This is a genomic window from Thalassospira sp. MBR-102 (assembly GCF_040549275.1).
Lineage (GTDB): Bacteria > Pseudomonadota > Alphaproteobacteria > Rhodospirillales > Thalassospiraceae > Thalassospira > Thalassospira xiamenensis.
In genome coordinates this window covers 1-25,049 of sequence record NZ_JBEPTC010000017.1, presented here as the reverse complement: position 1 = coordinate 25,049, position 25,049 = coordinate 1, and the positions used below count along the sequence as shown (strand labels likewise).

Genomic DNA, 25,049 nt, shown 5'->3' with positions numbered 1-25,049 from the left:
AGAACTTTGGAGCGGCTGTCGGGAAAATTTTATAGATTATCGGTTACAGCTTTGCCAAAGTCGCTACAAGACAAGTTTCCACTCAGGTCTCTGGTGCGGGTTTCCGGGTTTTTCAGGGTTTTGATGATGGCGGCATCAAGTTTAATGGCTGCGTTTTGCAAATCGCTGCGCCCGGTTTGTGTTCCCTTCCAGTCCAACAATAGAACCGACGATAGCAGGAGGGATACCGGATTGGCGATATCCTGACCGGCAATATCAGGGGCAGAGCCGTGTGATGCCTGCGCGATTGCGTTTTGATCCCCGACATTAAGGGACCCGGAAAGACCAAGCCCTCCGGCCAATTCGGCGGCCTCGTTTGATAAAATATCACCAAACATATTTGTCGTGACGATCACGTCAAAAGCATCGGGCGTTCTGATCAGAAGAGATGCCATGGCATCGACATGTTCGTCGCGAACTTCAAGTCCACCTTGCAGTGCAGCAGCCTTTTCGGCTTCGGCCAGAAACAACCCGTCGCTAAGTTTCAGAACGTTGGCTTTATGCACAATTGTTAAATGTTTGCGGCGCTTTGCTGCCAGTCCTGCCGCAAAGGCCGCCACGCGATAGCTCCCCCCGCGTGTAACCTTGCGCATGGCAAGGGCCAGGTCTTCTGTCGGCATGACCTCGCCGGTGCCTGCGAACATGGTGCGGTCGGCATAGAAACCTTCAGTGTTTTCACGCACAATAACCAAATCCATGCTTGGTGTAAGTGTCAGAAGCCCGCTTATGGCGCGCGACGGTCGCACATTGGCATAAAGATCCAGCTTGATCCGCAATGCAGCAGAGGGATTGATCCCGCCTTGTTCGGCAGGCGGATAATGTGCGGTGTCGACCGGTCCCAGGATGGTCATATCGGTATTGCGGACCCGCTCAATCAAATCAGGCGTGATTGTGACACCATGTTTTTCCAGGGATGAAAAACCGACACCCTCTTCGGTAAAGTGAAGGCCAAGCGACAGGTTGTGATCAATTTGCTCAAGGACGGTTCGGGTTGCCACCGTTATTTCCGGCCCTATCCCGTCGCCGGGTAAAAAAAGAACCTTCATTAAGCCACTACCTTTTTCATAATGTTTCCCGAGACCAGAACCTTGCCTTCAAACAAACGTCGCGCCGTACGGACCACCCCGCCGGAAATGACAGAGAGATTGGGGCCAGATCCGTCAATTGTCAGTTCTACAGCGATCTTGCCGCTGGGATGTTCAATCTGAATCCATTGCTGCGGCATTGCCTTCAGGTCGATCATGCCGTCAGCAACGCTGCCCGAAAGCGATGCGCAACTGGCAACACAAATTGCTCCGGTTACGGCATGGGTTGCGTGGCAATTATGGGGGACAAAATAGCGCGATGTGATGTCTCCGCCCTGGGTTGGTTGTGACAAAATAGCCATTTTGGGCACCACCTTGCCTGTGCAATCTCCCAGTCCCATCAGGTCGGAGGCTTTGCGCCGGATCGCTTCCATTCGTGCCAAAAGATCGGTATTGCCATCAAGTTCCGCCTTGCTTTCATGACCGGTCAGGCCAAGGTCGTGTGCGCGAAACATCACCATGGGAACTGCAACATCGATGCAGGTTACTTCCACCCCGTCGATATAATTGATCGGTTTTCCTGTTGGCAGCAGCCGACCTGTTTTGCTGCCCATGACGTTTTTGAAACGAAGGATCAGGGGGGCGGCAGTGCCTGGAACGCCATCTATGGCGGCATCGCCGTTATAGGTGACCTTGCCGCCTGGTGTTGCCACCAGCGCATCGACAAGGGCGCCAACATTGCGGTTGTAGATACGAACCAGCGTTTGATCCCCGGTAATGGGCACCAAGCCTGCTTCAATTGCAAACGGTGCAACGGCGGCGGTCATATTGCCGCAATTGGGATTCACATCAACCTCTGCCCGGGCAATTGCCACTTGTGCAAACAGAAACTCCACATCGGCGTCCGGTCTGCTGGAGGGGGCAACGATACAGGATTTGCTGGTTAATGTGTCGGCCCCGCCAATTCCGTCGATCTGGCGTTTGTCTGGCGAGCCCATCGCGGCAAGCAATATCTGGTCGCGCAGGGCAACATCATCTGGAAGGTCACTTTCGAGAAAAATCGGGCCTTTCGACGTTCCGCCGCGCATCATGACACAGGGGAGCGAATATTGATCATTCAATATCGGGGTATTTTTCATAATGCTCACCCTAACGGCCAGGGAAGTTCAATCAGGTCCTGAAGCAGGCCACCTGGAAAATCGAGAACCAGCGACCATGCCAAAAAGCACAAACCGCCAATCGCGATGGTTGTCAGCAGAAGGGTTCGTGCCCAGGCCGCACCGGCCTTTAACCGAAGAAAGGCAACAAAAAAGCCGATAATGGCGATCAGGAACCCAAATAGCGCGGTTCCGGCGACCAGCCCGCCAATCCAAAGCACATAGTGCCAAAGGCTCGCTGTCGGTTTTTCTTCGTGCTGTGCCAATTCGAATTCATGATCGAAATTCGCACCATGTGACGGTGATGCTGTGACCAGTTGCCAGATCAGGATGGCCGTAACCACAAACATGACAACCGAAACAGAACCGGTAAAGACGCTGCCAAGAAATGAATGCTGGGTTGCATCCCATATGCCGAGGGCGAAAATCAAAAGGATTAGTCCGGCAAACAAAATTTGCGGTGTGCGATTTGGTGTATGGGAATGGCTGCTTTCTTCTTCCTCGACCGGATTGACCGGGTGTTTGCGCATTCCCATCAGAATGGAAATGACTGTCAGCGCCAAAATGATCATTACGCCCGGCCGCACCAGAAAACCCCAATCATAGAATTGCAGGGCCTGATACAGATAAGTTTCGGTGTTGGATGCGAGGACAAAACCAATCAGAAATGCCGGGCGCGGCCACCCAAAACGTTTCATCAACACGCCGAAAACCCCAAGGGCCAACAGGGCGACCATGTCGGAAAGGGAACGTGTTGCCTGGAATGCGGCAAAACAGATAACAGTGATCATAAAGGGCGCAAGATAGCCGTATTTGATCGTCGTCAACCGCGAAACAAAAGGCGACAGCAAAAGCGCGCCACCCGCACCAACCACGTTGGCAATCGCCAAAGACCAGATAATTGTATAGGTAATGTCAAGGTCGCGACCAACCATGGCCGGGCCTGCTTCAAGACCAATCAGCACCATGCCGCCCAGAAAAACGGCCATGCTGCCCGAGCCGGGAATACCAAATAACAAGGTGGGGACAAGCCCGCCGCCTTCTTTGGCATTGTTTGCACTTTCCGGTGCCAGAACGCCGCGAATGTCGCCTTTCCCAAACTGGGACTTGTCCTTGGCCGTTTGCACGACATGGCCATAGGCGATCCAGTCAACCACACTGCCGCCAAGCCCCGGCAATGCACCAACAATGCTGCCAAGTACGGCACAGCGCAGACATAGCCATTTATGGCGGATCATATCACGAACGCCATCGCGCCAACCCGACCCCAGCGTGCCATTATCTGAAATCGAGCGGTTTTGTCGGCAGAGATCAATGATTTCGGGAAAGGCGAACATACCTAAACCGACAATGACCAGCGGCAGACCGTCCATCAGATATACGGAATCAAAGCTCATGCGGAGCTCGCCGGTTGCAGGTGCCCCGCCAAGCGCACCCAACAACAGGCCAAGACCGGCTGCAATCACGCCTTTGGGCAGGCTTTTACCCGCCAGCACGCCAACCATCGACAGGCCAAGAACTGCCAGCATAAACAATTCCGCCGACCCGAACGCCAGAATGAGCGGCCTTGCAATGACAACAAAGCCAGTCAAAATAACGGCCCCGATCAGCCCACCGACCAAGGATGCCGAAAATGCGGCACCAAGGGCGCGCGCACCATGCCCTTTTTTTGCCAAAGGAAATCCGTCCAGCACAGTTGCCTGTGATGCACTTGACCCCGGAATGCCCATTAGAACGGATGTAAAGGTATCTGACGTCGGGATAACGGCCACCAGGCCGATCAGCATGGCAAGCGCTGAAATCTGGTCCATGCCATAGATAAATGGCAACAGAAGCGACAGCCCGACAATTCCGCCCAGCCCTGGCAGGATGCCGACAATCATTCCCATCCCAACACCCAGAAGCAGATACATCAAATGTTGGGGCTGAGTGAAATGAGACAATGCTGTCATCATTGCATCAAGCATTTAAAAAACTCCGGTAAAAGGCAAAGTTCACCTGTTCCCTGCAAGCGACCAGAAGGTCGGCGGGTGAGAAAGAGAGGGGGTGGACAATGCCCACCCCGGATCAGGAAAAGGGAGACTTCAGGGTTTCAGTTTTAGAACTGAACCGAATATTTTTCGGTCAACCATTTTTGAACCCATGCGCGCGCATCGTCAGGAACATTGACGGCCTGACGGAAAATGCGCTCGGCAGGTTCCCCGACAATTTGCTTGTATTTGCCAAGGGTGGCTTCGCGGTCGGCGAGAAAGCTTTCATCTTCGGTTGCGGCCTGTGTTGCGGCACGATAGGACTCAACGATATTTTCAGGCGTATCTTTTGGCAGGAAAACCATTTTCTGTGCCGGGAACCCGGCGATGAAAAAGGCTTTATATGCTTCCCAGGCCGGACCGGAGGGTTTTTTACCCTTCATCATTTCATAAGCTTCAGGGAAGCTTGGCAGGTCAGGAAACGAGGGGTCACGGATAATATTGCCATCGTCATCCATGGCACCCCACGAGAATAGCGGCACGGCACTGCCAATATCGACCAGCGGGGTCACATTGTTGATAAACGCGGAAGAGGTTTGATAGTCGATATTGACTTCGCCACGTTCAAAGGCAAGACGACCTGCACCACGACCCTTCATGCCAAAGACGGCATCAACTTCAAGGTCGAGAAGATCGAACGCAAGTAACGGCACAAGATCAAGCGAGGTTGCGCCCTGGCTGCCATAGCGCAACCGAACACCTTCCAGTGCTTTGATATCTGCCGCTGATTTAAGGCCAAGCTCGGCATTCACATAAACGACACCCCCCGTCGGTGACGCCAGCACGACGCGCCAGTCGCGCATTTCATATTGAACCCGCTTGTCGCGAAGCAAATACGGAAACTGTGTCGATCCTGATGTGCCAATAGCTGTCAAGCCGTCGTGTTTGGCCCGTGCTTCAAACTGATTGGCCCCGGAAGTGGAGCCGCCACCCGGAATATTTTTAACAACTACAGTGGGCTTTCCGGGTAGGAAAACACTGAAATAAGGTGCCCAGAAACGCCCCCATGTATCTGTTCCGCCGCCTTCTCCGAACGGAATGATCAGTTCGACACGCTCGCCGGAAAAGTCGGCTTCCTGCGCCGTCGCGGTTCCAGAAAGGCCAAAAACAACTGCCGCAGCAGCACATGCAGCCTTAAGTGAGTAATTAACAGTTCGTCCCCATAGCATTAGGCATTCCCTCCAATAATATTGTTATCTCTCAATCAGGAGGATGCGAACGGCACATGTGATGTACAGACAAACGATTTCCTCCCGATCAGGCGTTCGGCTGTTTTTGTTATTCCGGTCATTGCCGGAGCCGCCGTATGCCTGTGGAATGAAATCTAGTCGATAAATGCTGTCAGTTTGCTGTCGATGTTATAATTTTTAATTTCCGAACTGTTTTTCGGTGTTATCTAGGAAAGATGCGTATTCTTATCATTGAAGATAACCTTATTTTGGCCGATAAAATTGCCGCGGCGATGCGGCAAATGGATCATGCTGTCGATCTGGTGCATGATGGCGAAGATGCCCTGCGGCTTGTTTTGCAGGAAACCTTTGACCTTTTAATTCTGGATCTGTCGCTTCCGGGCATGGACGGGCTGGAAATTTTAAAGACCGTGCGGGTTCGTAAAATCAATTTACCTGTCATGATATTGACCGCGCGGGGAAACCTGGATGAACGGGTTGCCGGTCTGGATGCCGGGGCCGATGACTATATGGTTAAACCATTCGAGATTTGCGAACTTGAAGCACGTGCGCGTGCGCTGCTGCGTCGGAATGTCGGGGTGCGAAACCCCAATATCTCGGTTGGGAAACTGGTCTTTAATTCGATTGACCGATCTGTAAGCGTAAACGGCGATTTTGTTGCCTTAACCCCCCGCGAACGCGGGGTATTGGAAGTTTTATTGCTAAATATCAGTCAAGTGATCAGCAAGGAAAAAATCGCGCTGCATTTGTTTGGTTTTGACGATGAGGCCAGTGTGAAATCGATCGAGCTTTATATCAGTCGATTGCGTAAAAAAATTGCACTGGCCGATGTTGAAGTGCGGACAATTCGCGGCCTTGGTTATATGATTGACGAATGACGGAAAATATTAAGACGACGTCCCTGCGCGCAAGGCTTTTGCTGTGGCTTTTGTTGCCAGGGCTGATCATGGCATTTGGTCTGCTTGCCAAAAATTATCTTTCGGTTAGTGAAGTCGCGAACCGTATTCAGGACCGCCTTTTGGTCGCACTGGCTGTTACAATTTCCGAACATGCGATTAAATCAAGTGGCGACCTTTTATCGCGCGATATCGAACTGTTACTTGAGCAATTTACCCGCGAGAATACCTATTACAGAGTGCAGGGGCCAGATGGTGCCTTTGTGACCGGAGATTTCGGCCTGCCGCGTGCCGCCAAAGACCTGGTTTTGCAACCGGGTGTTCCGCATTTTTACAATGCTAATTATCGGAACGAGGATGTGCGCGCAGTGGCGATGAAATATCTGGTGTCGGATCCATCGTCGAATATTCACGGATGGGTTACGATTGATGTTAGTCAGACCCGCCGACAACGCGACACCCTTATTCATGATGAATTAATGGGATCGACCACTGATTATCTGGTTTTGATGTTTATCAGCGGCGTTTTTGCATGGATCGGTGTAACGCATGGTCTTGCTCCCCTGCAACGTTTGCAACAGGCCATTCGCCGCCGATCTACCGATGATTTACGCCCCATCCGCCATGTGATGCCCAAAGAAGTGACCGATGTGGTGATGTCGCTTAATGCATTATTGGCCCGTCTTGAAAGTTCGATCACGGCCAATCAACGCTTCATTGCCGATGCGTCGCATCAATTACGGACACCGTTGGCAACCGTGCAGGCCGAGGCAGAGTGGGCTTTGCGCAATACCCGGAACGATGAAGACAGAGAGGCGCTTGAACGTATCGTTCATCAAACGCGCCAGACCGCTCGGCTGACCTCGCAGCTTTTAAATCTGGCCCGTGTCTCGCCCGAGGGACGCAAGGCCAGCTGTTACGAGAAGATTGATCTTCTAAGGGTTGCGACCAATGTGACATCGGAAATGTTGCGATCTGCCGCCCGCCATAACGTTGATCTGGGCTTTGAGGATCAAAGCGAGGGCCTTAGCTGCGACATTGAAACCGGTAACGAGGTGCTGTTGCATGAAGCACTGGCGAACCTGATCGATAATGCGATTACTTATTGCCCGGCGGGCTCTGTGGTCACCGTCCGGGTGATTGGCAGTGGGGCCGCATCGGGCCCGATGCTGGAAGTTGAAGATAACGGGCCGGGTATCCCCGAGAAAGACCGGGACGCCGTTCTTGAGCGGTTTGTCCGTCTTGATAGCAATAATAAACAAGGTTCCGGTCTTGGCCTTGCCATTGTCAAGGAAGTCGCCGAGGCGCACGAGGCGATTTTAAGCCTTGAAGACGGGCCAAATGGCAGCGGATTGCGGGTCCGTATTGCTTTTCGTTAACAGTTATAACGTCTGACGCAATAAGGACCCGCGTTTGATGACCGGCAACCATTCTGGCGGCTTTAGGATTGATTTTTGCTGTTGCAGACACCGACAATCGCTTTGTGGTCATTCTTTTCAACCGCAAAAACAATCAGTGCAATCAGGCGATAAAAACCGTGGACGAACTTTCCGTAAGGCATCGACAGAAACAGGGTTAAAACCACGCCCAGATGAAGGCATAGGGCTATACCAACATATGAGGTGTCGCGAACAATCATCAGGCCAAGCCCGGTTATGCTGGTAAGCAATAAAAGGATGAGGAAACTGATATCCATGCCTTTGTTGGTTTTGCCTTTTGGCGCTGCATCGGCCTTTCTTTTAAGCGCAAGCAGACCGACGGGGCCGATGATGAGACCCAGACCACCAACAATACCAAACAGTTTAGGCAGGCTTAGAAACCCGTATGGTGCTTGCAAGTCAAAGCCGTAATGCATGATCGTACCCGACGATGTCGCCGCAAAACACAACATGAAACCCCAGAACGTCATCTGATGGAACCAGCGGCGCGCCATCGACGGGGTTTCATCGGGATAAGAACATCCCTGTCCGTTGCCACCATCAAGATATTTTAGCGACAAGGCATCTTTTATTCCCTGATAGACTTGGGGATAATCAAGTTTCAGTGGGCTTGGCAGTTGCATTGTGCGCCAAAATTTGGCGGTTGATGCGACCAGTGCCAGCAAAACGAAACCACCAACAGCGCCAAACAGCGCGGCGAGAATATTGTGGGGAATCACACCGTAAAAGGCAGTATCGTGAACGGCAAAAAAGTCGGCACCGGTTAAAAGAACGGTTGCAGCAAAGAACGCGGTGATGACCACAATTGACAACAGGCTGACCCACAGGCCGTTATTAACAAACAACTTGCCCATGAAGCCAGGCCAGGCATAAATGCCATAGTTTTCCTGGCGCAGTTCAGCCATGGCAGCAGGCACATTCAGCTGAAATTCATGCGGAGGAGCATATTGGCAATTGTGATAGCAGGCCCCGCAATTATGGCAAAGATTGGCCAGGTAATCGACGGTATCGGCATTAAATTCCAGGCGCAGTTCCATCGCCTGGAAAACAGCACAATGGCCCTCGCAATAGCGGCACGCGTTACAGATGGACATCACCCGTGCGGCTTCGGTTGTTTTATCGGTTGAGCGCATAATCAGCAGCCTCGCTTCCTGCAATTCGTCCAAACACATTGCCAATCGTCATGCCGATGCCAGCCAAATATCCTTGGCCCAGCACGTTTCCGGCCATGATTTCGCCTGCGGCATAGATGTTGCGGCTTAGGGTGCCATCAGCCATTTTCATGCATGCTTTTTCGCTGACTTCGACGCCGAGATAGGTGAATGTTATGCCCGGGCGCAGGGAATAGGCACTATAGGGGGGCTGATCAATGCGGCGGGACCAGTTGGTTTTGTTAACGGTTAGCCCGCTGGTATGAAGACCATCCAATGTTGTGTGGTCAAAATCACCGGGTTGAACCGCGTTGTTGAAGCTGGAAACAGTTTGCGCCAACACATTCGGATCCAGGCCGATTTTTTCGGCCAGTTCTTGAATGGTATTGGCAACAACAGCGGGGAATACCGGGGGCATGAACCCGCCTTTGGCTTTTTGGTCTATAATCACATGGGCGACCTGGCCGGGCTGATCCGCGACCAGTCGCCCCCAAATGGCATAGCGTTTCGGCCAGAAATCCTCTCCCTCGTCGTAAAAACGCTTGGCATTTTCATTGACGACAATACCAAGCGATACACAATCAACACGGGTGCAAATGCCGCCATCAAATTTTGGCGCACGCCCGTCAATTGCAACGGCATGACACTGATTGGGTTCACCGATCTGGCTGGCACCATGATCGAGCAACATTCTTAAAAGATCGCCCCGATTATAAGGCGTGCCGCGGATCAGGAAATTTTCGGCGATGTCGCCCCAGGCTTCTTTCAGCCATTCAATATTGGCTTCAAATCCGCCTGCAGCCGCAATAAAGGCCGTGGCGGACACCGTGTGCTCCCCGATGCGAAGGCTTTTAAATTCGCCATTCTGGATGTCGATGCCGGTTACCATTGCGTCATAATGAACTTCAATGCCCAGTTTTTCAGCGTGGCGATAAAGCGCATTTAGCAGCTGTTTCCCACCCCCCATGAAAAACGCGTTTGTGCGGCCAAGGTGTAATGTGCCGCCAAGGGGGGGTTGAAACTGCACGCCCCTTTCTTCAAGCCAGCGGACCGCCTCGGCCGATTTGCGCAACGTCATGCGGGCAAGTTTTTCATTGGTTTTGCCCTTGGTGACGCGCATCAGGTCTTCCCAATATTCAGCTTCGTCATATGTGCCGCTTAGCACAGATAGCGGACCAACATGCAGGGGACGCAGATTGCGGGTATGGCGGGTATTGCCGCCCCGATAGGGTCGGGGTGCCCCTTCAAGCAGGCAGACACGCGCGCCCTTTTCGGCCGCGACGATGGCGGCAATGAGCCCGGCTTGCCCGCCGCCCGCGACAAGGACATCGTAATGGTCATGGAGTGTTTTCACGAAGGCGTCACCTTTTAGTGTTTTATTGGATACTCTTGTATACAATTGTTCACAAACTTGTAGTTTGAAGACGAATGTGTCAAGTTCAAACAGATAAAAACAGTCAAGGTATCTGTTCATGAGCTCTGATTCCGTCGATAAACAACCCCGCGGCGAAGTCGCCTACCGGAAGCTTCTGGCAGCCATCCAGCATGGAGAACTCAAACCCGGGACGCGAATCCGCGAGGTGGAGGTGGCGGAAAGGTTTGATATCAGCCGCACGCCGGTGCGTGATGCAATTCGTCGTCTTGAAAGTGACGGGCTTTTGATTCATGTGCCGCGCCACGGGGCCGTTATAAAGGAACTCGATCATCGTGAAGTGATCGAACTTTATGAAATCCGCGAAGTGCTTGAAGGTACGGCGGCACGCTATGCGGCGCGTCACGCATCAGAGCTGGAAATAGCCGAGCTTGAGGACTTAAACGAGCTGATGCTTAAAAACAGTCAGGATCAGATAAAGGTTGCCGAAATTAACCGGCTGTTTCACCAGGCGTTATATCGGACTGCAAACAACCGTTACTTGATTGATGCGCTTAATTCCCTGTCGAATTCAATGGCGCTTTTGGGCGGCACAACGCTGCAATATGACGGGCGCCCGCAAAGTGCGTATGCTGAACATAGCGAGATCGTTGATAATATTCGCAACGGCAATGCCGATGCCGCTGATACCGCAGCGCGCCTTCATATTCGCAATGCGCAAAGGTTGCGCATCAAACTGTTGCGCAACGCCCGGCAAGACGATCCTTACGTGACGTCATAATATACGATCAAAAATATGGTCCTGAAACGCGTAAGGCCCTGCGCTCAGATAATGGCAGGGCCTTATGATGATTCTACCGTAACAACGAGGCGGTTTCAGGCGTTTTTAGACATTGTAAGGGCAAGATCTTCGATCATGTCTTCCTGGCCGCCAACCATGCCGCGACGGCCCAGTTCAAGCAACAAATCACGTGCCGGGATGCCGTAGCGTTTTTCAGCCCGTTCCGCAAAAAGCAGGAATGATGAATAGACACCGGCATAACCAAGGACGAGTGAGCCGCGATCCACGCGGATCATGCGATCCATCATTGGCACAACAAGGTCCTCGGCGGCGTCCATGATTTTGAACAGGTCGATGCCGGTTTCGACCCCCATGCGTTCAAACACCGCCACGAGAAGCTCGGTTGCGGCATTTCCTGCACCTGCACCAAGCCCGGCAATGGCACCGTCAATACGGTTGGCCCCCGCCGTAACGGCTGCGACCGAGTTGGCAATGCCCATGCCCAGGTTGTGGTGCCCATGGAAACCAAGCTCGGTTTCGGGCCGAAGGGCGGCACGGATGGCGGAAATGCGGTCGGTGACATCGTGGGGCAGCATATGACCGGCGGAATCCGTACAATAAATGCAGTTCGCGCCATATCCTTCCATCAACAGGGCCTGTTCGACCAGTTTTTCCGGGCTGGCGCGATGTGCCATCATCAGAAAGCCCACGGTATCCAACCCGGTTTTGGCGGCAAAGGTAATATGCTGTTCGGCGCAATCGGCCTCTGTACAATGGGTGGCGATACGCACACCGGCGATACCGCAATCCATTGCCCGCTTAAGCATATCAATGGTGCCAATACCCGGCAGCAAAAGTGCCGAAACCCTGGCGTTTTTAAGATGCGGGATCACAGCCGAAAGATATTCCTCGTCGGTTGCGGCCGCGAAACCATAATTGAGCGATGCGCCGCCCAGACCATCGCCGTGGGTGACTTCGATCCATGGCATTCCGGCGTCGTCGGCGGCTTTGGCCACCTCGATCATCTGACTGATTGAAATCTGATGGCGTTTGGCATGCATGCCGTCCCGCAGGCTCATTTCGTGAAGGGTTATTTTACGTCCCTGGATGCTCATCTGTCTCTCCTCAGCCACGTTCTGGCAATGTGAACGCACCGCAATCGGCCTGTTCAGCAAAAAGTTCGGCTGTCCGAAGGGCGGCGGCCGTCATGATGTCCAAATTGCCCGCATATTTCGGCAAGAAGTCGCCCAGTCCTTCGACCTCGAGATAGATCGATACCCGGTTACCGTCGAAAACCGGCCCGTTCACCAGTTTGTATCCCGGGACATATTTTTGAACTTCGACCACCATCGCATTGACACTGGCGATGATTGCAGCATGATCGGGCGCGCTTTTTGTCAGCACATGCACCGTATCACGCATCAAAAGCGGGGGTTCTGCCGGATTGACGATAATAATCGCCTTGCCGCGCTTGGCCCCACCGACTTTCTCGATTGCTGCCGCCGTCGTCGCGGTGAATTCATCAATGTTTTTACGGGTACCGGGGCCGATGGACCGCGATGACACAGCCGCAACGATTTCGCCATAATCAATTGGCTGCACGCGTGAAACAGCCGCAACCATCGGGATGGTGGCTTGACCGCCGCAGGTCACCATATTGACGTTCATTTCCTTGCTTTTGGCATGGTCGGCAAGGTTAACCGACGGAATGCAGAATGGGCCAATCGCGGCGGGTGTGAGATCCACCATGATCACGCCAAGCGCGTTCAACTTGCGCGAATTTTCTGCATGAACGTAGGCCGACGTCGCATCGAAGGCGACCCGAATGTCGTCGGCGATGACATGTTCAAGAACCCCGTCAACACCGGTTGCGCAGGTTTTAATGCCCATTTCGGCTGCCCGTTTAAGCCCTTCTGATGCCGGATCGATCCCGACCATCCAGACAGGCTCAACCCAGTCGGACCGGTTCATTTTCATCAGAAGATCGGTGCCGATATTGCCTGGCCCTATGATGACGGCCCGCAATTTCTTCGTCATTTTACATATCCTTTAATATCAAGTTACATTCCAAAGAAGGCAGGCAGTGCCAACGTGAGGGCCGGTATGTAGGTTACGATCATCAAAACCATGATCATGAGCAGTGTCGGTATGATTGCCCCCTTGATCACGGTTTCCAGGGTCAGATCCGCGACACGTGCTGCGACAAACAGGTTCACCCCGACGGGGGGTGTAACCATGCCAATGGCAAGGTTAATGATCATCATGATCCCGAAATGCTCGGCACTGACACCTAGCGCTGTCACCAGCGGCAATAAAATCGGCGTCAGAATAATGATGGCAGCAATCGTTTCCATGAAGGTGCCAACGACCAGCAAGACAACGTTGATCGCCAGTAACAGAATCCATGTTTGATCCACGGTGGATGTAATGGCATTGGCGAGCATGACGGGCACGCCTTCGATTGCCAGTGCGCGACCAAAAATGGTGGCCGTTGCAACGATCAGCATGATGGTGGCCGATGTCAGGACTGATCCGGCGAATATCCGGTACAGTTTTTTAAAGCTGAGTTCCCGGTAAACAAAGGCCCCGACAAATAGCCCATAGATGACACCGACAGCCGCGGCCTCGGTCGGGGTGAAAATACCGCCATAGATACCGCCCAGAATGATCACGGGTACCATCAAGGCCCATTTGGCATCGTTGATGGTTGCCAATATTTCCTTGCGGGAGGGATGATAATCGCTTGGGGTTTGTCCATCGGCGCGCGATTTCCACCACGCATAGGCGATCAGTGTGAGGCCAATCAGCAACCCGGGAAGTACGCCCCCCATAAACAGCTTTGAGACCGACACGTTGGCCGATGTCGCATAAATGACCATCGGAATAGAGGGGGGAATGATAACACCAAGTGACCCGGAAGATGCGATAAGCCCGGCTGAAAAGCCCTTTTTATACCCGTCTCTTGCCATTGCGGGCAGCAGAATGGTGCCAACAGCCGCCACCGTTGCCGGGCCAGACCCGGAAATGGCGGCAAAGAAAATGCACGTTACAACCGCAATAATGGCCATGCCGCCGGTATAGCGGCCAAATAAAAGGCGTGCGACATTGATCAGGCGCTGGGACAATCCGCCTTGTCCCATCAGATCGCCAGCAAGAATAAAGAACGGGACCGCCATCAATGGAAAACTGTCAATTGATGTAACCAGCACCTGCGGCACATAGCTGCCGGAAACCTTGCCAGATACAATCAGTGCAACAGTTGAGGCAACACCAAGCGATACTGCAATCGGAACCGAGATAAAAAGAAGAACAGCCAGCAGGCCGAACAGAATGAGAGAGATCATTGCATCTCTCTTTCAGTACCGTTGCGTACCGCGCAGAAGATGGATTGCGCCAGGCGCACCAGCACCATGACAAAACCGGTAAACGGTGCAAGATAGACAAACGCCATTGGCATACCAAGCGATGCGGATTTCTGACCAAAACGAAAGGTTTTCTCGATCAGGAACCAGCCTTGATACATCGCGTAACAGACAAAAGCGGCAAAAATGGCATGTGTGAGGATGCGCAAATAAATCTGCCCTTGTGCAGGTAACAGATCGGCAAACATGGTCACACGAATGTGCGCGTTTTTACGAATGGCGTAAGCGACACCGGTATAAGTCATCCAGATAAACAAATACCGGGCCAGTTCTTCCGACCAGGACAAAGACGCCCCCATCACATAGCGCATGAAAATCTGGATACCGATGAGGAATGTCATCATGGCCATCAGGGCTACGGTGAAGGCCTCTTCAAAATGCTCATCAACAAGTTTAAGCATAAATCCCTCCCTTGCCAGCCGATCAATGATCAGGGTGACTGCTGTGGATCGATCCGCCATCTGGCGGTTTTGAAACAGGGACTGGAAAAAGGGTAGGGCGCCGCATAACGACGCCCTGCTTTTGTCAGGTGATTACTTTTGGGTCGCGGCAAGCAGGCGATCGACAAGATCAGCACCGGCTTTTTCTTTGACGAGATCAGCAATCGGAGCCGCTTTTGTGACAAACAAAGACAGTTCTTTGGGCGTCAGGGTGGTGAACTTCACGTTTGTCATCGCCGCTTCGGCTTTGTCGTCCGCTTCCTGTGCCAGTTTGCGTTGGTAGGCAGTTGCGTCTTTGACGGCTGCATCAAAAATTGCACGGTCTTCGGCACTTAATGTTGCCAGCTTGTCCGGGCTTGCCAGAAGCGGCCACGGTGAATAAATGTGATTGGTTTTGGTGATGAAACTCTGAACTTCGTTGAACTTCATGTCATAGAAAAGGTTGATCGGCCCTTCCTGTGCATCGAAGATTCCCTGCTGCAGGGCCGTGAACAGTTCGTTAAATGCCAGCGGTGCCGGGTTCGCACCTTCATCACGCCAGGTCGCAATATTGACCTCGTTTTCCATGGTGCGCATTTTCATGCCCGCCAGGTCATCCGGAGTACGGATTTCCTTTTTCGAGTTGGTCAGCTGGCGGAAACCGTTTTCCCAATATGCCAGGCCGACAATGCCCTTGTCTTTGAGCGAATTCATGATGTCGGTGCCGATTTCGCCGTCCAGCACTGCGTAAGCCTGTTGGCGATTGCTAAACAGGAAGGGAATGTCAAAAGCAAAGAATTCCGGGGCGAAAGAAGCGACCGGTGCTGATGATGCGAAGGTCAGGTCGATGTTGCCCAACTGTACATTCTCGATCGCTTCGCGTTCACCACCAAGTTGCGAATTGGGGTAAATTTCCAATCCAATTCGACCATTGGTTTTTTCGCGCAGTTCTTTATCAAGAAATTCAAATGCCTTGTGTCCGGTCGATGTCGGGGCAGAAGAATGGGCTGCCCGGAACAGAATTTCCGGTTCCGCTTGTGCGTGGCTTGCGAAAAATGCACCCGATATCATAACTGAAACAGTAGTCGCGCGGATAATCTGCGCCGTTTTCTTGAACGACATCGTCGTCCTCCCTTTTTACCAAGGCACCTGGTTTGGCGTCCTTGTGTTTCCCGAATTGCTTTTTTGAGTTCCGAGCAAAGCTCGGAGCTTCTGTCTTTTCCAGAGCTAATTAACTTAGTAAAAATGGGTTTACTTGTCAAATTTTAAAATCTATTTTCACTATGTGATAAATTAATCAATAAATATGGTCCGTCCACGTCCCGGAGATACCAATGCAAGCCGAATTTTTGCCAGACGATTTCTATGCCGCACTTTTGGAAATCGTCGGAAGCACCAGTGTTAGACATGCCGACGACATCCCCGAGTCCGCCCTGCATGACTGGAGTACCGAGCGCGGCGGAAAACCTTGCGCGCTGGTCACACCGCGCGACACCGGTGCTGTATCTGCCGTGCTGCGATTATGCCATCGGCACAACATTCCTGTTGTGCCGCAAGGCGGACTTTCGGGCCTGGCGGGCGGGGCCGTTCCGTCGGAAGGTGCGGTGTTGCTGTCTTTGGCCCGAATGGATCAGATCGAGGAAATCGACCCATCTTCGAGCCTGATGGTCGTAGGGGCTGGGTGTATCTTGCAGCGTATTCAGGATGCGGCACAGAATGCGGGGTTTTACTTCGCCCTTGATCTTGGTGCGCGGGGCTCCTGCCAGATTGGGGGGAATATCTCGACCAATGCTGGTGGTAACCGTGTCATCCGTTACGGTATGACGCGTGATCTTGTTCTGGGGCTGGAAGTCGTGCTTGCAGATGGCACGATTTTGCCAATGATGAACCGGATGCCGAAAAACAACGCTGCCCTTGATCTCAAGCATTTGTTCATTGGATCGGAAGGAACGCTGGGTGTTATCACGCGCGCTGTAATCAGGCTGCATCCCGGTATATGTGGTGCTAATACGGCACTGGTTGCGCTGCCCGATTTCGACGCCGCCATTGGCTTGATCAGCCATGCCCAGCGCATGTTATCGAGCCGCCTGACCGCGTTTGAACTTATGTGGAATGATTATTATCAGGCCGTTATTGATGAAACCGGCCAGAAACCGCCCTTGGCTACAGATTATCCGCTTTATGCACTGATCGATATGCAGGGCGCTGACCCGGAGGGTGAAAAATCTGTGTTTGAAGCGATGTTGGAAACAGCATTTGAAGAAGGTATTATTTCCGATGCGGCAATTGCCCAGTCTCACCGTGAAATTGAAACCTTCTGGTCGCTACGTGATGGCGTCTCTGAAATTCTGTCACGGCGCGCCCCGGCGATCAGCTTTGATGTTTCTGTGCCACTGTCGCGCATCGGTGAATGTGTTAATGAAATTCGTGCGGCTTTGGCACAGACTTTCCCCGAATTACCGGTGATCTTTTTTGGTCATGCGGGGGATAGCAATATTCATCTGGTGGCAGGCTCCATTGCGAAATGTGACCCATGTGATCCGACGGGCGAGAATATTGAAAGAACGGTCTACGAGATTATTCGTCGCTACGGCGGATCGGTCTCGGCAGAACATGGCATTGGTTTGCATAAAAAACCCTGGCTTTCCTATAGCCGTTCGGAAACCGAGCTTGCAACCCTGCGCCTTCTCAAACAGAGTTTTGACCCGAAGGGAATTCTAAACCCGGGGAAGGTTCTTTCATAAGGACGAGCTCTTTTGACGTGTTTGTTCTAAAAAGCCGCCGCGCTATGGTGGCGGCTTTTGGGGGAAAGTGCAACGGGGTGTTGCTTATGCACCAAGCTCGTGCGAAATCGATTTGGCGATGCGCTGAACCAGCGGTATCAGATCCGTCATACGTGCCGGAGACATATATTCCATGGTCGATGAAACCGACACTGCGGCAATGATTTTGCCGGTTGCATCGCGCAAAGGGGCCGCGACGCAGCGAATGGAGGGGGCATCTTCGCCCAGATCATAGCTATACCCCCCCGCCCGGTAGGAGGCCATCATGGCCAGCCAGTCCTTTTGCGACATACCGTCTGGTAACAGATGGCCATCTTGCTCATAGAGCTGTTTTAAAACCAGTTCCGGTTCATCAAATAACAGTGCTTTTCCTACACCGGTTGAAATAATCGGTTTGCGGCCGCCGACCCGCGAACTGATTTCAACCGGGCGTGCACCGGGTAGTTTGTCAAGATAGGTCACTTCCCATCCTTCGCGGCGCGCCAGATGAACTGTGTCATGCGTCAGACCGGATAATTCGTCCAGCCATGGTCGGGCCACCTGTACAAGGTCGACCCGCGAATAGGCTGTAAAACCAAGCTCAATCAGTCGCGGGCCTAAAGTGAAGCCACGCGACTTTTCGGGTTTGAGATAGCGTTGTTCCTGCAACACCGCAACAATGCGATGCACCGTGCTATAGGTCAGCCCTGTGACCGAAGCAATTTCCTGAATGTTACGGGGGTGTTCGGCAACAGCGTCAATAATCTGGAACCCGCGCACAAGCGTCTGACTGCGCTGAGCCTGTGGTTCATGTCCATCTTTCGACGGTTTGATTTTTTCTGCCATGTGCTCAATTTCCAAATCAATAATGGACGTTTCTATCAACAGCGAAAGCAAACATCCAGTGATCACAGGAAGCCGTTTCTTTAAAGGATAAAATATATCCGATGAAAATGCCCCTCCCTATGGCCGGGGAGGGGAGATGGATCGGGCTGTTTCGACGATATGTGGAACGATTTCGGCTTCGGCTTGTTCCAAGGTCCAGCGAATAATTGGCAATGAACAATGGATGGCCGCTACGGGGGTTCCATCCATTGTGCAGATCGGGGCCGCGATGTTGATTTCATCGGGCAGGACCTGGCGCAGGCTCATGCAATAGCCTTTGTCGCGGGCGGTCAGGATGTTTTCAAGGATTTGGCCGCGATCCATTGTTGTCCAGGGCGTGTATTGTTTGAGCGGCCATTCATTTACGCATTTATGGATTGTTGCTTCGTCCTAGCGGCTCAGGATCACGCGGCCCGATGATGCTGTCAGGGCCGGTACCCGCCGACCGATGACCGAGGCACCGTAACTTGTTCGATAGCCCGGGATACGCACGACATACATAATTTCCTGTTCGATCGGTCTGGCCCGAATGGACAACCTGTTGAAAGCTCACAGCTAGAGCATTTTCCGATCACGCCAAATCACACCCTCAGACTGTCAAAATTATTTCGCTGCTGCCGGGTATGATTTGGCGTGATCGGAAAATGCTCTAACATATATTATATGCGAGAATATGGCCCTATTTTTTGTTTATTTTTCGAAACATTGAAGGAGAAATGCCAGTTATTTGGCGGAAGGTTTCTGTGAAATGTGCATGACTTGAAAATTGAAGTGTTAAGGCAATGCAGGTGATTGATAGTTCTCTCTTTAACAGCATCTGTTTTGCTATGTTTATACGTCTTTCTATAATGTACTTCCAAGGTGGTAGGCCAAAACTTTGTTTGAAAGCCCTTCGGAAATGATCGGTGCTAAGGTTGACTATGTTGGCAAGGTTAGTAATGCGTATATCTTCTGTGAGATGTTGTTCGATATAAATTTTGATATAGCTCTTTCTATGGGTGCCAAGCCCGCCTCTTTGCATTAATGGTTTACGTTGCTTCGTTTTACCTAGCAAATTATAAAGTTCAAATATTATAGAAGTGCCTAGCATTTGAATGCAGAGGTCACTATGCGGACTCGACGTCAATGTTACTTTGCCGATATGCAACAGTGTTTCTAAAAGACAGTCATTGCGGATTGCTAAGCGCGATGGTAGATGCGGAATCTCTTCTGAGAAAGCAGAGGTAAGGTTGTTTTTAATAAACTCTTGACCCATTTCCACAACTAATATTTTTTGTGACGTTGGCCACTGTAGTTCAGCAATTGAATATGCATTGCTCACATGAATATGCCCATAGTGTATTTTGATTAGGTGCTTCCTCTCGACAGTATAGTATTGTAATAGAAACGGATTTCCCTCATGCACGACAATGCAAGGCCGAGCGGTTCCAATATTCAGCCCAGAACAAGCTGCAATGTTACATCTGCATATGCATATATCTCCAACACATTTGTGATGAAGAAACTTTAGATGTTTTGTGGGAACCGCTGAACGAAAATCCCAAATTTCAGTATCGACCATTTCAACATCCTCCGCGAGAGTTGATTTCGAGTTACGGGCCGATCCCTCATTTCCAAAGCCTTTGGTTGCAAATTCATTCTGCGGTGCAAAATGGCCGAAATGTGATGGTTTTGAAGTTTGGTTGTTCCAGATGCAAAATAAGCCCAGATTACAACCATATTTTGTAATTGATGCCTGAATCCTGAAAGCATCATGCTCCAGTCTTATCGATATTTATCGATAATGCTTGCCGGTATTTTACGTCCATCAAGCATCTTCATTTTGCACAGTGGCTGATTGAAGGAGGCACACCACATGAATGGTTTGCCTGCAAAATCACAAGAGATTCATCCCCGTAATTGGACGGACCCCGTTGCCTATGATGGCTTTCATGCTTTGGACAGGGCCGGATGGGCATGGCAATGGCTTAAGAGGAATAGAGACTTTTCCAGTCATCTAGGGGAATGCGCTTTTCTCGTCGATAAACCCGTGATGCTTAAGTCAAGGATAGTCCGATCACGCTGCAATCAGAAATTGATCCCATGGCATGTCATGTTTTGCCGACCGGAAGACCGATACTGTTATCTGGTCTCCGAAGAGCAATCCCTTCGTTTTAGTTGCACATGCATTACGTACCAAGTTAAAGGACGAAATCGACTTATTCGACATTTCCAGGTTTGGCACCGCATCTACCCTTTTTGTTGCGCAAAACCATCGTCAGCACTTGCTGCTGAGCGACCAATATCATCACCTTCAAATAGTGATTGCCAAAGGGACCCTTCTCGAGGGACCAGTCCGTTTGCGATTTATCATTTCCGGTATGAAGCACCTGAAAGAACAGGCGCTCGTCTTGCAACGGTTTCATGCATTTTATCGCTTCGGAAAATTTTCAAACGCCCTGTATCCGGTCGAACGACGCGCACCGCGTTGGAGCATGATGCTTCAGGCCTGGGATGGGCGGCAGGCCGGTGCATCCCATCGAGAAATCGCCGAAGTGCTTTATGGCCAACGAACCGTTTCCGAAGACTGGTCTGCGGGTTTTCTGAGGACCCGTGTGCAACGCCTGCTGCGCGGTGCCGACAGGCTGGTCCACGGCGGGTATCTCGACATCCTGCAGGGCGGGAGCGGGCTGTCAGGCAGGAGGTCAGCCGGTCAAGAGCCAGAGTGGGCAAACACCTCTGCGACAGGTTTGTCAGGTCAAGAGAAAGGCTTTTGACCGGCCTGTCGTGGAGAAATACCATGACAGCTTATAATCGCAAAACGGGAAAACATACCCGCTCTAACCTCTATCAGGACATCACCGACAAAATCATCGCCCAACTTGAACAGGGAACCTTTCCCTGGGTTCAGCCCTGGGGAAGTCCCTCGGCAAGCGCCTCTCTCGGATTGCCGCAAAATGCCGCGACCGAACGCAACTATTCCGGCATCAATGTCCTGATCCTCTGGGGGGCTGTGTTCGAGGCCGGGTATTCATCGCAAAGCTGGCTGACTTTCCGACAGGCGCTCAAGCTTGGCGGCACTGTGCGCAAGGGTGAACGGGGCGTCACGGTCGTCTATGCCAGCCGTTTCATCCCGGGTGAGGGCAAGAAGAAAGGGCAGTTCGCCCCGGATACCAGCAAGGACCCACGGGCTATCCCCTTCCTCAAACGTTTCACGGTCTTCAATCTCGACCAGTGCGACGGTTTGCCGGAGGATATAACCGCACAATCCGTCCCGCCCGATACAAGCCTGATCGAGCCGAAGGCCGAGGAACTGATCCGGGCATCGGGCATCGATTTTCGGATCGGTGGACGTCGGGCTTTTTACAGTCCGGAGGACGATTATGTTCGTGTACCGCCACCCCAGGCCTATTTCGAGCCGATCAACTGGCATCGCACAGCCTTGCACGAATGCAGCCATGCCACCGGACATAAAACCCGCCTTAACCGCGATCAAAGCGGATCGTTCGGATCAAAAAAATATGCTTTCGAGGAATTGGTCGCAGAAATGTCAGCGGCTTTCCTCTGTGCTTCACTCGGTATCGTTCCAACCGTCCAGCATGCCGATTATCTCGCCTCATGGCTTCAGGTTCTGCGCGAGGATAATCGCACCATCGTGCGTGCGGCCAGCAAAGCGTCAAAATCTGCTGATTATCTGCTGGCGGGGCTTAATCCCAAAACCGAAGCCGGATCAAAGGAGGTGGCATCATGCGCATGATCGTCTCTCTCAAATATGCCGTCGTCACCATTGCCCTGATCGCCGGAGGGCTCGCCATCGCACCACTGTTTGAGACGGACCGGCATAGAGGGCCAACGGAAGTGATCGATGCCGACACCCTGCGGATCAGTGATACCCGTTATCGTCTCTATGGGATCGATGCGGTGGAGGCCAACCAGATGTGCCGCAAACCGGATGGCACGGCATGGCCTTGCGGTCAGCAGGCGATAGACGCATTGTCCGGTTTACTGCGGGGCAGGGAGGTCGTCTGCGAAGTCTGGCAGGGCGATCACCGTGATGCCTATGATCGCCTGATCGCAATATGCCATGCCGGGGCCGACGATCTGGCCGAATGGCTGGTTAAAAACGGCTGGGCGGTTGCCGATCCGGATGCCAACCGGCTTTACAATTACACCGCAGTGGAGCGCACCGCGAAGTTCCTTGGCCAGGGGATCTGGTCGGGCGGTTTTGACCGGCCGCGAGACTGGCGGACCCTTCAAACAGGAAAAGAGTGAAAGAACAGGTCGGGGCTTTGTGACGGGCCCGGTTGGGAAAAGAAGGCTTTTCCCGGTCCGTCATGGAGAACCGATATGACCAATCGCAAGAAAATCTCCCTGTCCCGTTCGCAGGATATCCCGTTTGACAAACTGGTGATGAGCGAACGCAATGTCCGGCATGTCCGTGCCGGAATCTCGATTGACGAACTGGCCGAAGACATTGCCCGGCGGACCTTGCTGCAATCTCTCAACGTCCGGCCGGTTATGGATGATAACGACCAGGAAACCGACCGGTACGAGGTCCAGGCCGGTGGGCGGCGCTACCGAGCGCTGGAATGTCTCGTGAAACAAAAACGGCTGGCAAAGAACGCAGCAATCCCGTGTGTCATTCGCGAAGAAGGGTTGCTTGAAGAAGATTCCCTGGCCGAAAATGTCCAGCGGATCAATCTGCATCCGCTCGATCAGTTCCGGGCGTTTCAGACCCTGAGCGACAAGGGCCTGAGCGTCGAGGATATTGCCGCGCGCTTCTTTGTAACGGCGAAGATTGTCCGCCAAAGGCTGAAACTGGCATCCGTATCGCCAAAACTGCTCGACCTCTATGCCGAGGAGGAGCTGACGCTCGAACAGCTGATGGTCTTTAGCGTGACCGACGATCAAGCACGTCAGGAACAGGTCTGGGATACCGTCCGGCAGGCCTACAACCAGGAACCCTATTATATCCGCCGTTTGCTGACGGAAGATACGGTGCGGGTTACCGACAAACGTGTGCGCTTTGTCGGTATCGAAGCCTATGAGGCCGCCGGGGGTGTCGTCATGCGCGACCTGTTCTCGCAGGTCGATGAAGGCTGGTTGCAGGATATGGCCTTGCTGGAAAAGCTGGTCGCAACCGGTCTTGAGGCCGAGCGTGATACGATTGCCGAGGAAGGCTGGAAATGGATCGAGGTCGCGGTCGATTTCCCCTATGGCCATACCATCGATCTGGAACGGATCAGCGGCGAGGTCGAACCACTGTCAGACGAGGAAACGGCCCAGCAGGACGCGTTGCGAAACGAACTGGCCGGGATCGAAGAGCGCTATTTTGTCGATCAGGATGAAGACCTGCCCGAGGAAGTGGATAAACGTCTCGGGGAAATCGAGGCTGAACTTGAAGCCTTCGATAATCGAGCGGTCCTTTATGCTCCGGATGATATCGCCAAGGCCGGTGTGTTTATCAGTCTTGAGTCTGATGGCAGTGTGCGGATCGAGCGCGGGTTCGTGAAGCCGGAAGATCAGGAGCAGGATGACGATACAGTCGATCCTGATCAATCCGACGATCCGCAGGCCGGTGACGAAGATAATGATGCTGGGAATGCCCCCGATACGGACATAGACGGGGCAGACGAACCGAATGAGCGGCGTGTCAAACCGCTGTCGGACCGGCTGGTTCTCGAACTCACGGCCTATCGGACACTGGCTTTGCGCAATGCTCTGGCAGGCGATCCCGATACCGCCTTTCTGGCAGCCTTGCATGTTCTGGTCCTGCAGAGCTTCTATCACTTTGGTTCGGGCAGTTGTTTGCAGATCACGCTTAAAAGCAGCGGATTTTCGGTTCAACCGCCCGATCTCAATGACAGCCCGGCGGCAAGCGATATCGCTGCACGTCATGAGAATTGGGAACGGCAGATGCCGGATGATCCCGACCATCTCTGGGCGGCGCTGTGCGAAATGGACATGGACAGCCGCATGGCACTGTTTGCCCATTGCGTCTCGCTGACCCTCTATGCGGTGTCTGAACCCTGGAACCGTCACAGCGATGCCGTCCGCCATGCCGATATCCTTGCCGATGTGCTTAAGCTCGACATGGCAGCATCCGGCTGGAAACCGACCGCGGACAATTACCTCTCGCGGGTGCCGAAGAACCGCATTCTCGAGGCGGTCGTTGAGGCGCTGGGCGCGGACGCTGCCCAACGGATCGATCACCTCAAGAAGGGTGACATGGTGCGCGAGGCCGAGCAATTGCTGATCGATACCGGCTGGGTGCCCGAGCCGTTACGAACGCCGGAACTGCAATCGGTTATCGAGGGCGAACTAGCTGAAGTGTCTTCGGAACTGGCGGCGAAAGCCGCCGAATAATCCCGTCTCTGCCTTCTGGCCCGGTCCGCTCTGGATCGGGCCTTATACATTGAGAGGCAGAAGGATTTGTTATGATCCTTCTGCCTCTTTTGTTTGAACTGGTGGTGGCCACCACCAGTTCATGGTGCGCAGAGCG

22 protein-coding genes and 1 pseudogene are annotated in these 25,049 nt (G+C 52.7%); 9 read left to right on the top strand and 14 right to left on the bottom strand.

The window, feature by feature from the left end; all coding sequences use genetic code 11:
- Window positions 1–29: 29 nt before the first annotated feature.
- The 4 genes from ABIE64_RS21350 to ABIE64_RS21335 all read right to left on the bottom strand — a co-directional run bounded on the left by ABIE64_RS21350 (window position 30) and on the right by ABIE64_RS21335 (window position 5,420).
- Window positions 30–1,085: an isocitrate/isopropylmalate dehydrogenase family protein gene (locus ABIE64_RS21350; protein ID WP_354378553.1), complete on the bottom strand. Its 1,056-nt coding sequence runs from the start codon at window positions 1,083–1,085 to the stop codon at window positions 30–32.
- Window positions 1,085–2,203, bottom strand: coding sequence for a 4-oxalomesaconate tautomerase (locus ABIE64_RS21345; protein ID WP_354378552.1), 1,119 nt, complete (start codon window positions 2,201–2,203; stop codon window positions 1,085–1,087). The genes ABIE64_RS21350 and ABIE64_RS21345 overlap by 1 nt, the downstream gene beginning before the upstream one ends.
- Window positions 2,204–2,208: 5 nt before the next feature.
- The gene (locus ABIE64_RS21340; protein ID WP_354378551.1) at window positions 2,209–4,188 is read right to left on the bottom strand and encodes a tripartite tricarboxylate transporter permease; all 1,980 of its coding nucleotides are present in this window, start codon (window positions 4,186–4,188) and stop codon (window positions 2,209–2,211) included.
- 131 nt (window positions 4,189–4,319) lie between these two features.
- Window positions 4,320–5,420, bottom strand: a complete 1,101-nt coding sequence (locus ABIE64_RS21335; RefSeq protein WP_354378550.1) for a tricarboxylate transporter — start codon at window positions 5,418–5,420, stop codon at window positions 4,320–4,322.
- A 236-nt stretch (window positions 5,421–5,656) separates the two neighbouring features.
- Here ABIE64_RS21335 and ABIE64_RS21330 point away from each other — a divergent pair, with 236 nt between their 5' ends.
- Entirely contained in the window at window positions 5,657–6,319 is a 663-nt protein-coding gene (locus ABIE64_RS21330) for a response regulator transcription factor (protein WP_085595825.1), read from the top strand.
- Entirely contained in the window at window positions 6,316–7,716 is a 1,401-nt protein-coding gene (locus ABIE64_RS21325; protein WP_085595823.1) for a sensor histidine kinase, read from the top strand. The genes ABIE64_RS21330 and ABIE64_RS21325 overlap by 4 nt, the downstream gene beginning before the upstream one ends.
- 62 nt (window positions 7,717–7,778) lie before the next feature.
- Here the strand turns inward: ABIE64_RS21325 and tcuB are convergent, their stop codons facing one another.
- Together tcuB and tcuA are read right to left on the bottom strand one after the other, a co-directional pair.
- Complete coding sequence (gene tcuB, locus ABIE64_RS21320; RefSeq protein ID WP_085595821.1) at window positions 7,779–8,909, bottom strand: tricarballylate utilization 4Fe-4S protein TcuB; 1,131 nt, start codon at window positions 8,907–8,909, stop codon at window positions 7,779–7,781.
- Complete coding sequence (gene tcuA, locus ABIE64_RS21315; RefSeq protein WP_354378549.1) at window positions 8,893–10,281, bottom strand: FAD-dependent tricarballylate dehydrogenase TcuA; 1,389 nt, start codon at window positions 10,279–10,281, stop codon at window positions 8,893–8,895. Before tcuA ends, tcuB begins: the two co-directional genes overlap by 17 nt.
- Window positions 10,282–10,399: 118 nt before the next feature.
- On the opposite strand from tcuA, the gene ABIE64_RS21310 reads away from it, so the two are divergent.
- Window positions 10,400–11,080, top strand: a complete 681-nt coding sequence (locus tag ABIE64_RS21310) for a GntR family transcriptional regulator (RefSeq protein WP_354378548.1) — start codon at window positions 10,400–10,402, stop codon at window positions 11,078–11,080.
- A 95-nt stretch (window positions 11,081–11,175) separates the two neighbouring features.
- Here ABIE64_RS21310 and dmpG read toward each other — a convergent pair whose 3' ends face one another.
- The 5 genes from dmpG to ABIE64_RS21285 form a co-directional block, all read right to left on the bottom strand.
- Window positions 11,176–12,195, bottom strand: coding sequence for a 4-hydroxy-2-oxovalerate aldolase (dmpG, locus tag ABIE64_RS21305; protein WP_085595647.1), 1,020 nt, complete (start codon window positions 12,193–12,195; stop codon window positions 11,176–11,178).
- 10 nt (window positions 12,196–12,205) lie between these two features.
- On the bottom strand, window positions 12,206–13,117 hold the full coding sequence (locus tag ABIE64_RS21300) for an acetaldehyde dehydrogenase (acetylating) (protein ID WP_085595649.1): 912 nt from the start codon (window positions 13,115–13,117) through the stop codon (window positions 12,206–12,208).
- Between the two features lie 23 nt (window positions 13,118–13,140).
- On the bottom strand, window positions 13,141–14,424 hold the full coding sequence (locus tag ABIE64_RS21295; RefSeq protein ID WP_085595651.1) for a TRAP transporter large permease: 1,284 nt from the start codon (window positions 14,422–14,424) through the stop codon (window positions 13,141–13,143).
- A complete protein-coding gene (locus ABIE64_RS21290) occupies window positions 14,421–14,903 on the bottom strand; it encodes a TRAP transporter small permease (RefSeq protein WP_085595653.1) in 483 nt (160 codons plus the stop codon). Before ABIE64_RS21290 ends, ABIE64_RS21295 begins: the two co-directional genes overlap by 4 nt.
- 132 nt (window positions 14,904–15,035) lie before the next feature.
- Window positions 15,036–16,043 (bottom strand): TRAP transporter substrate-binding protein, encoded by a 1,008-nt coding sequence (locus ABIE64_RS21285; RefSeq protein ID WP_085595655.1) that lies wholly within the window; start codon window positions 16,041–16,043, stop codon window positions 15,036–15,038.
- Between the two features lie 212 nt (window positions 16,044–16,255).
- On the opposite strand from ABIE64_RS21285, the gene ABIE64_RS21280 reads away from it, so the two are divergent.
- Entirely contained in the window at window positions 16,256–17,665 is a 1,410-nt protein-coding gene (locus ABIE64_RS21280) for an FAD-binding oxidoreductase (protein WP_354378547.1), read from the top strand.
- 84 nt (window positions 17,666–17,749) lie between these two features.
- Here ABIE64_RS21280 and ABIE64_RS21275 read toward each other — a convergent pair whose 3' ends face one another.
- From ABIE64_RS21275 to ABIE64_RS21265, 3 genes are all read right to left on the bottom strand, one after another.
- Window positions 17,750–18,529, bottom strand: a complete 780-nt coding sequence (locus ABIE64_RS21275) for an IclR family transcriptional regulator (protein WP_354378546.1) — start codon at window positions 18,527–18,529, stop codon at window positions 17,750–17,752.
- 117 nt (window positions 18,530–18,646) lie between these two features.
- Entirely contained in the window at window positions 18,647–18,946 is a 300-nt protein-coding gene (locus ABIE64_RS21270; RefSeq protein ID WP_256376839.1) for an IclR family transcriptional regulator domain-containing protein, read from the bottom strand.
- 301 nt (window positions 18,947–19,247) lie between these two features.
- On the bottom strand, window positions 19,248–20,129 hold the full coding sequence (locus ABIE64_RS21265) for a helix-turn-helix transcriptional regulator (protein WP_354378545.1): 882 nt from the start codon (window positions 20,127–20,129) through the stop codon (window positions 19,248–19,250).
- A gap of 294 nt (window positions 20,130–20,423) precedes the next feature.
- On the opposite strand from ABIE64_RS21265, the pseudogene ABIE64_RS22675 reads away from it, so the two are divergent.
- The 5 genes and pseudogenes from ABIE64_RS22675 to ABIE64_RS21245 all read left to right on the top strand — a co-directional run.
- A pseudogene (locus ABIE64_RS22675) lies at window positions 20,424–20,549 on the top strand (transcriptional regulator domain-containing protein); the annotation flags it as partial.
- A 106-nt stretch (window positions 20,550–20,655) separates the two neighbouring features.
- A complete protein-coding gene (locus tag ABIE64_RS21260) occupies window positions 20,656–21,324 on the top strand; it encodes a DUF2285 domain-containing protein (protein ID WP_354378544.1) in 669 nt (222 codons plus the stop codon).
- A gap of 23 nt (window positions 21,325–21,347) precedes the next feature.
- Window positions 21,348–22,304, top strand: coding sequence for an ArdC family protein (locus ABIE64_RS21255; protein ID WP_354378543.1), 957 nt, complete (start codon window positions 21,348–21,350; stop codon window positions 22,302–22,304).
- The gene (locus ABIE64_RS21250; RefSeq protein WP_354378542.1) at window positions 22,295–22,819 is read left to right on the top strand and encodes a thermonuclease family protein; all 525 of its coding nucleotides are present in this window, start codon (window positions 22,295–22,297) and stop codon (window positions 22,817–22,819) included. Before ABIE64_RS21255 ends, ABIE64_RS21250 begins: the two co-directional genes overlap by 10 nt.
- Before the next feature lie 75 nt (window positions 22,820–22,894).
- The gene (locus ABIE64_RS21245) at window positions 22,895–24,913 is read left to right on the top strand and encodes a ParB/RepB/Spo0J family partition protein (protein ID WP_354378541.1); all 2,019 of its coding nucleotides are present in this window, start codon (window positions 22,895–22,897) and stop codon (window positions 24,911–24,913) included.
- The last annotated feature ends 136 nt before the right edge of the window (window positions 24,914–25,049 follow it).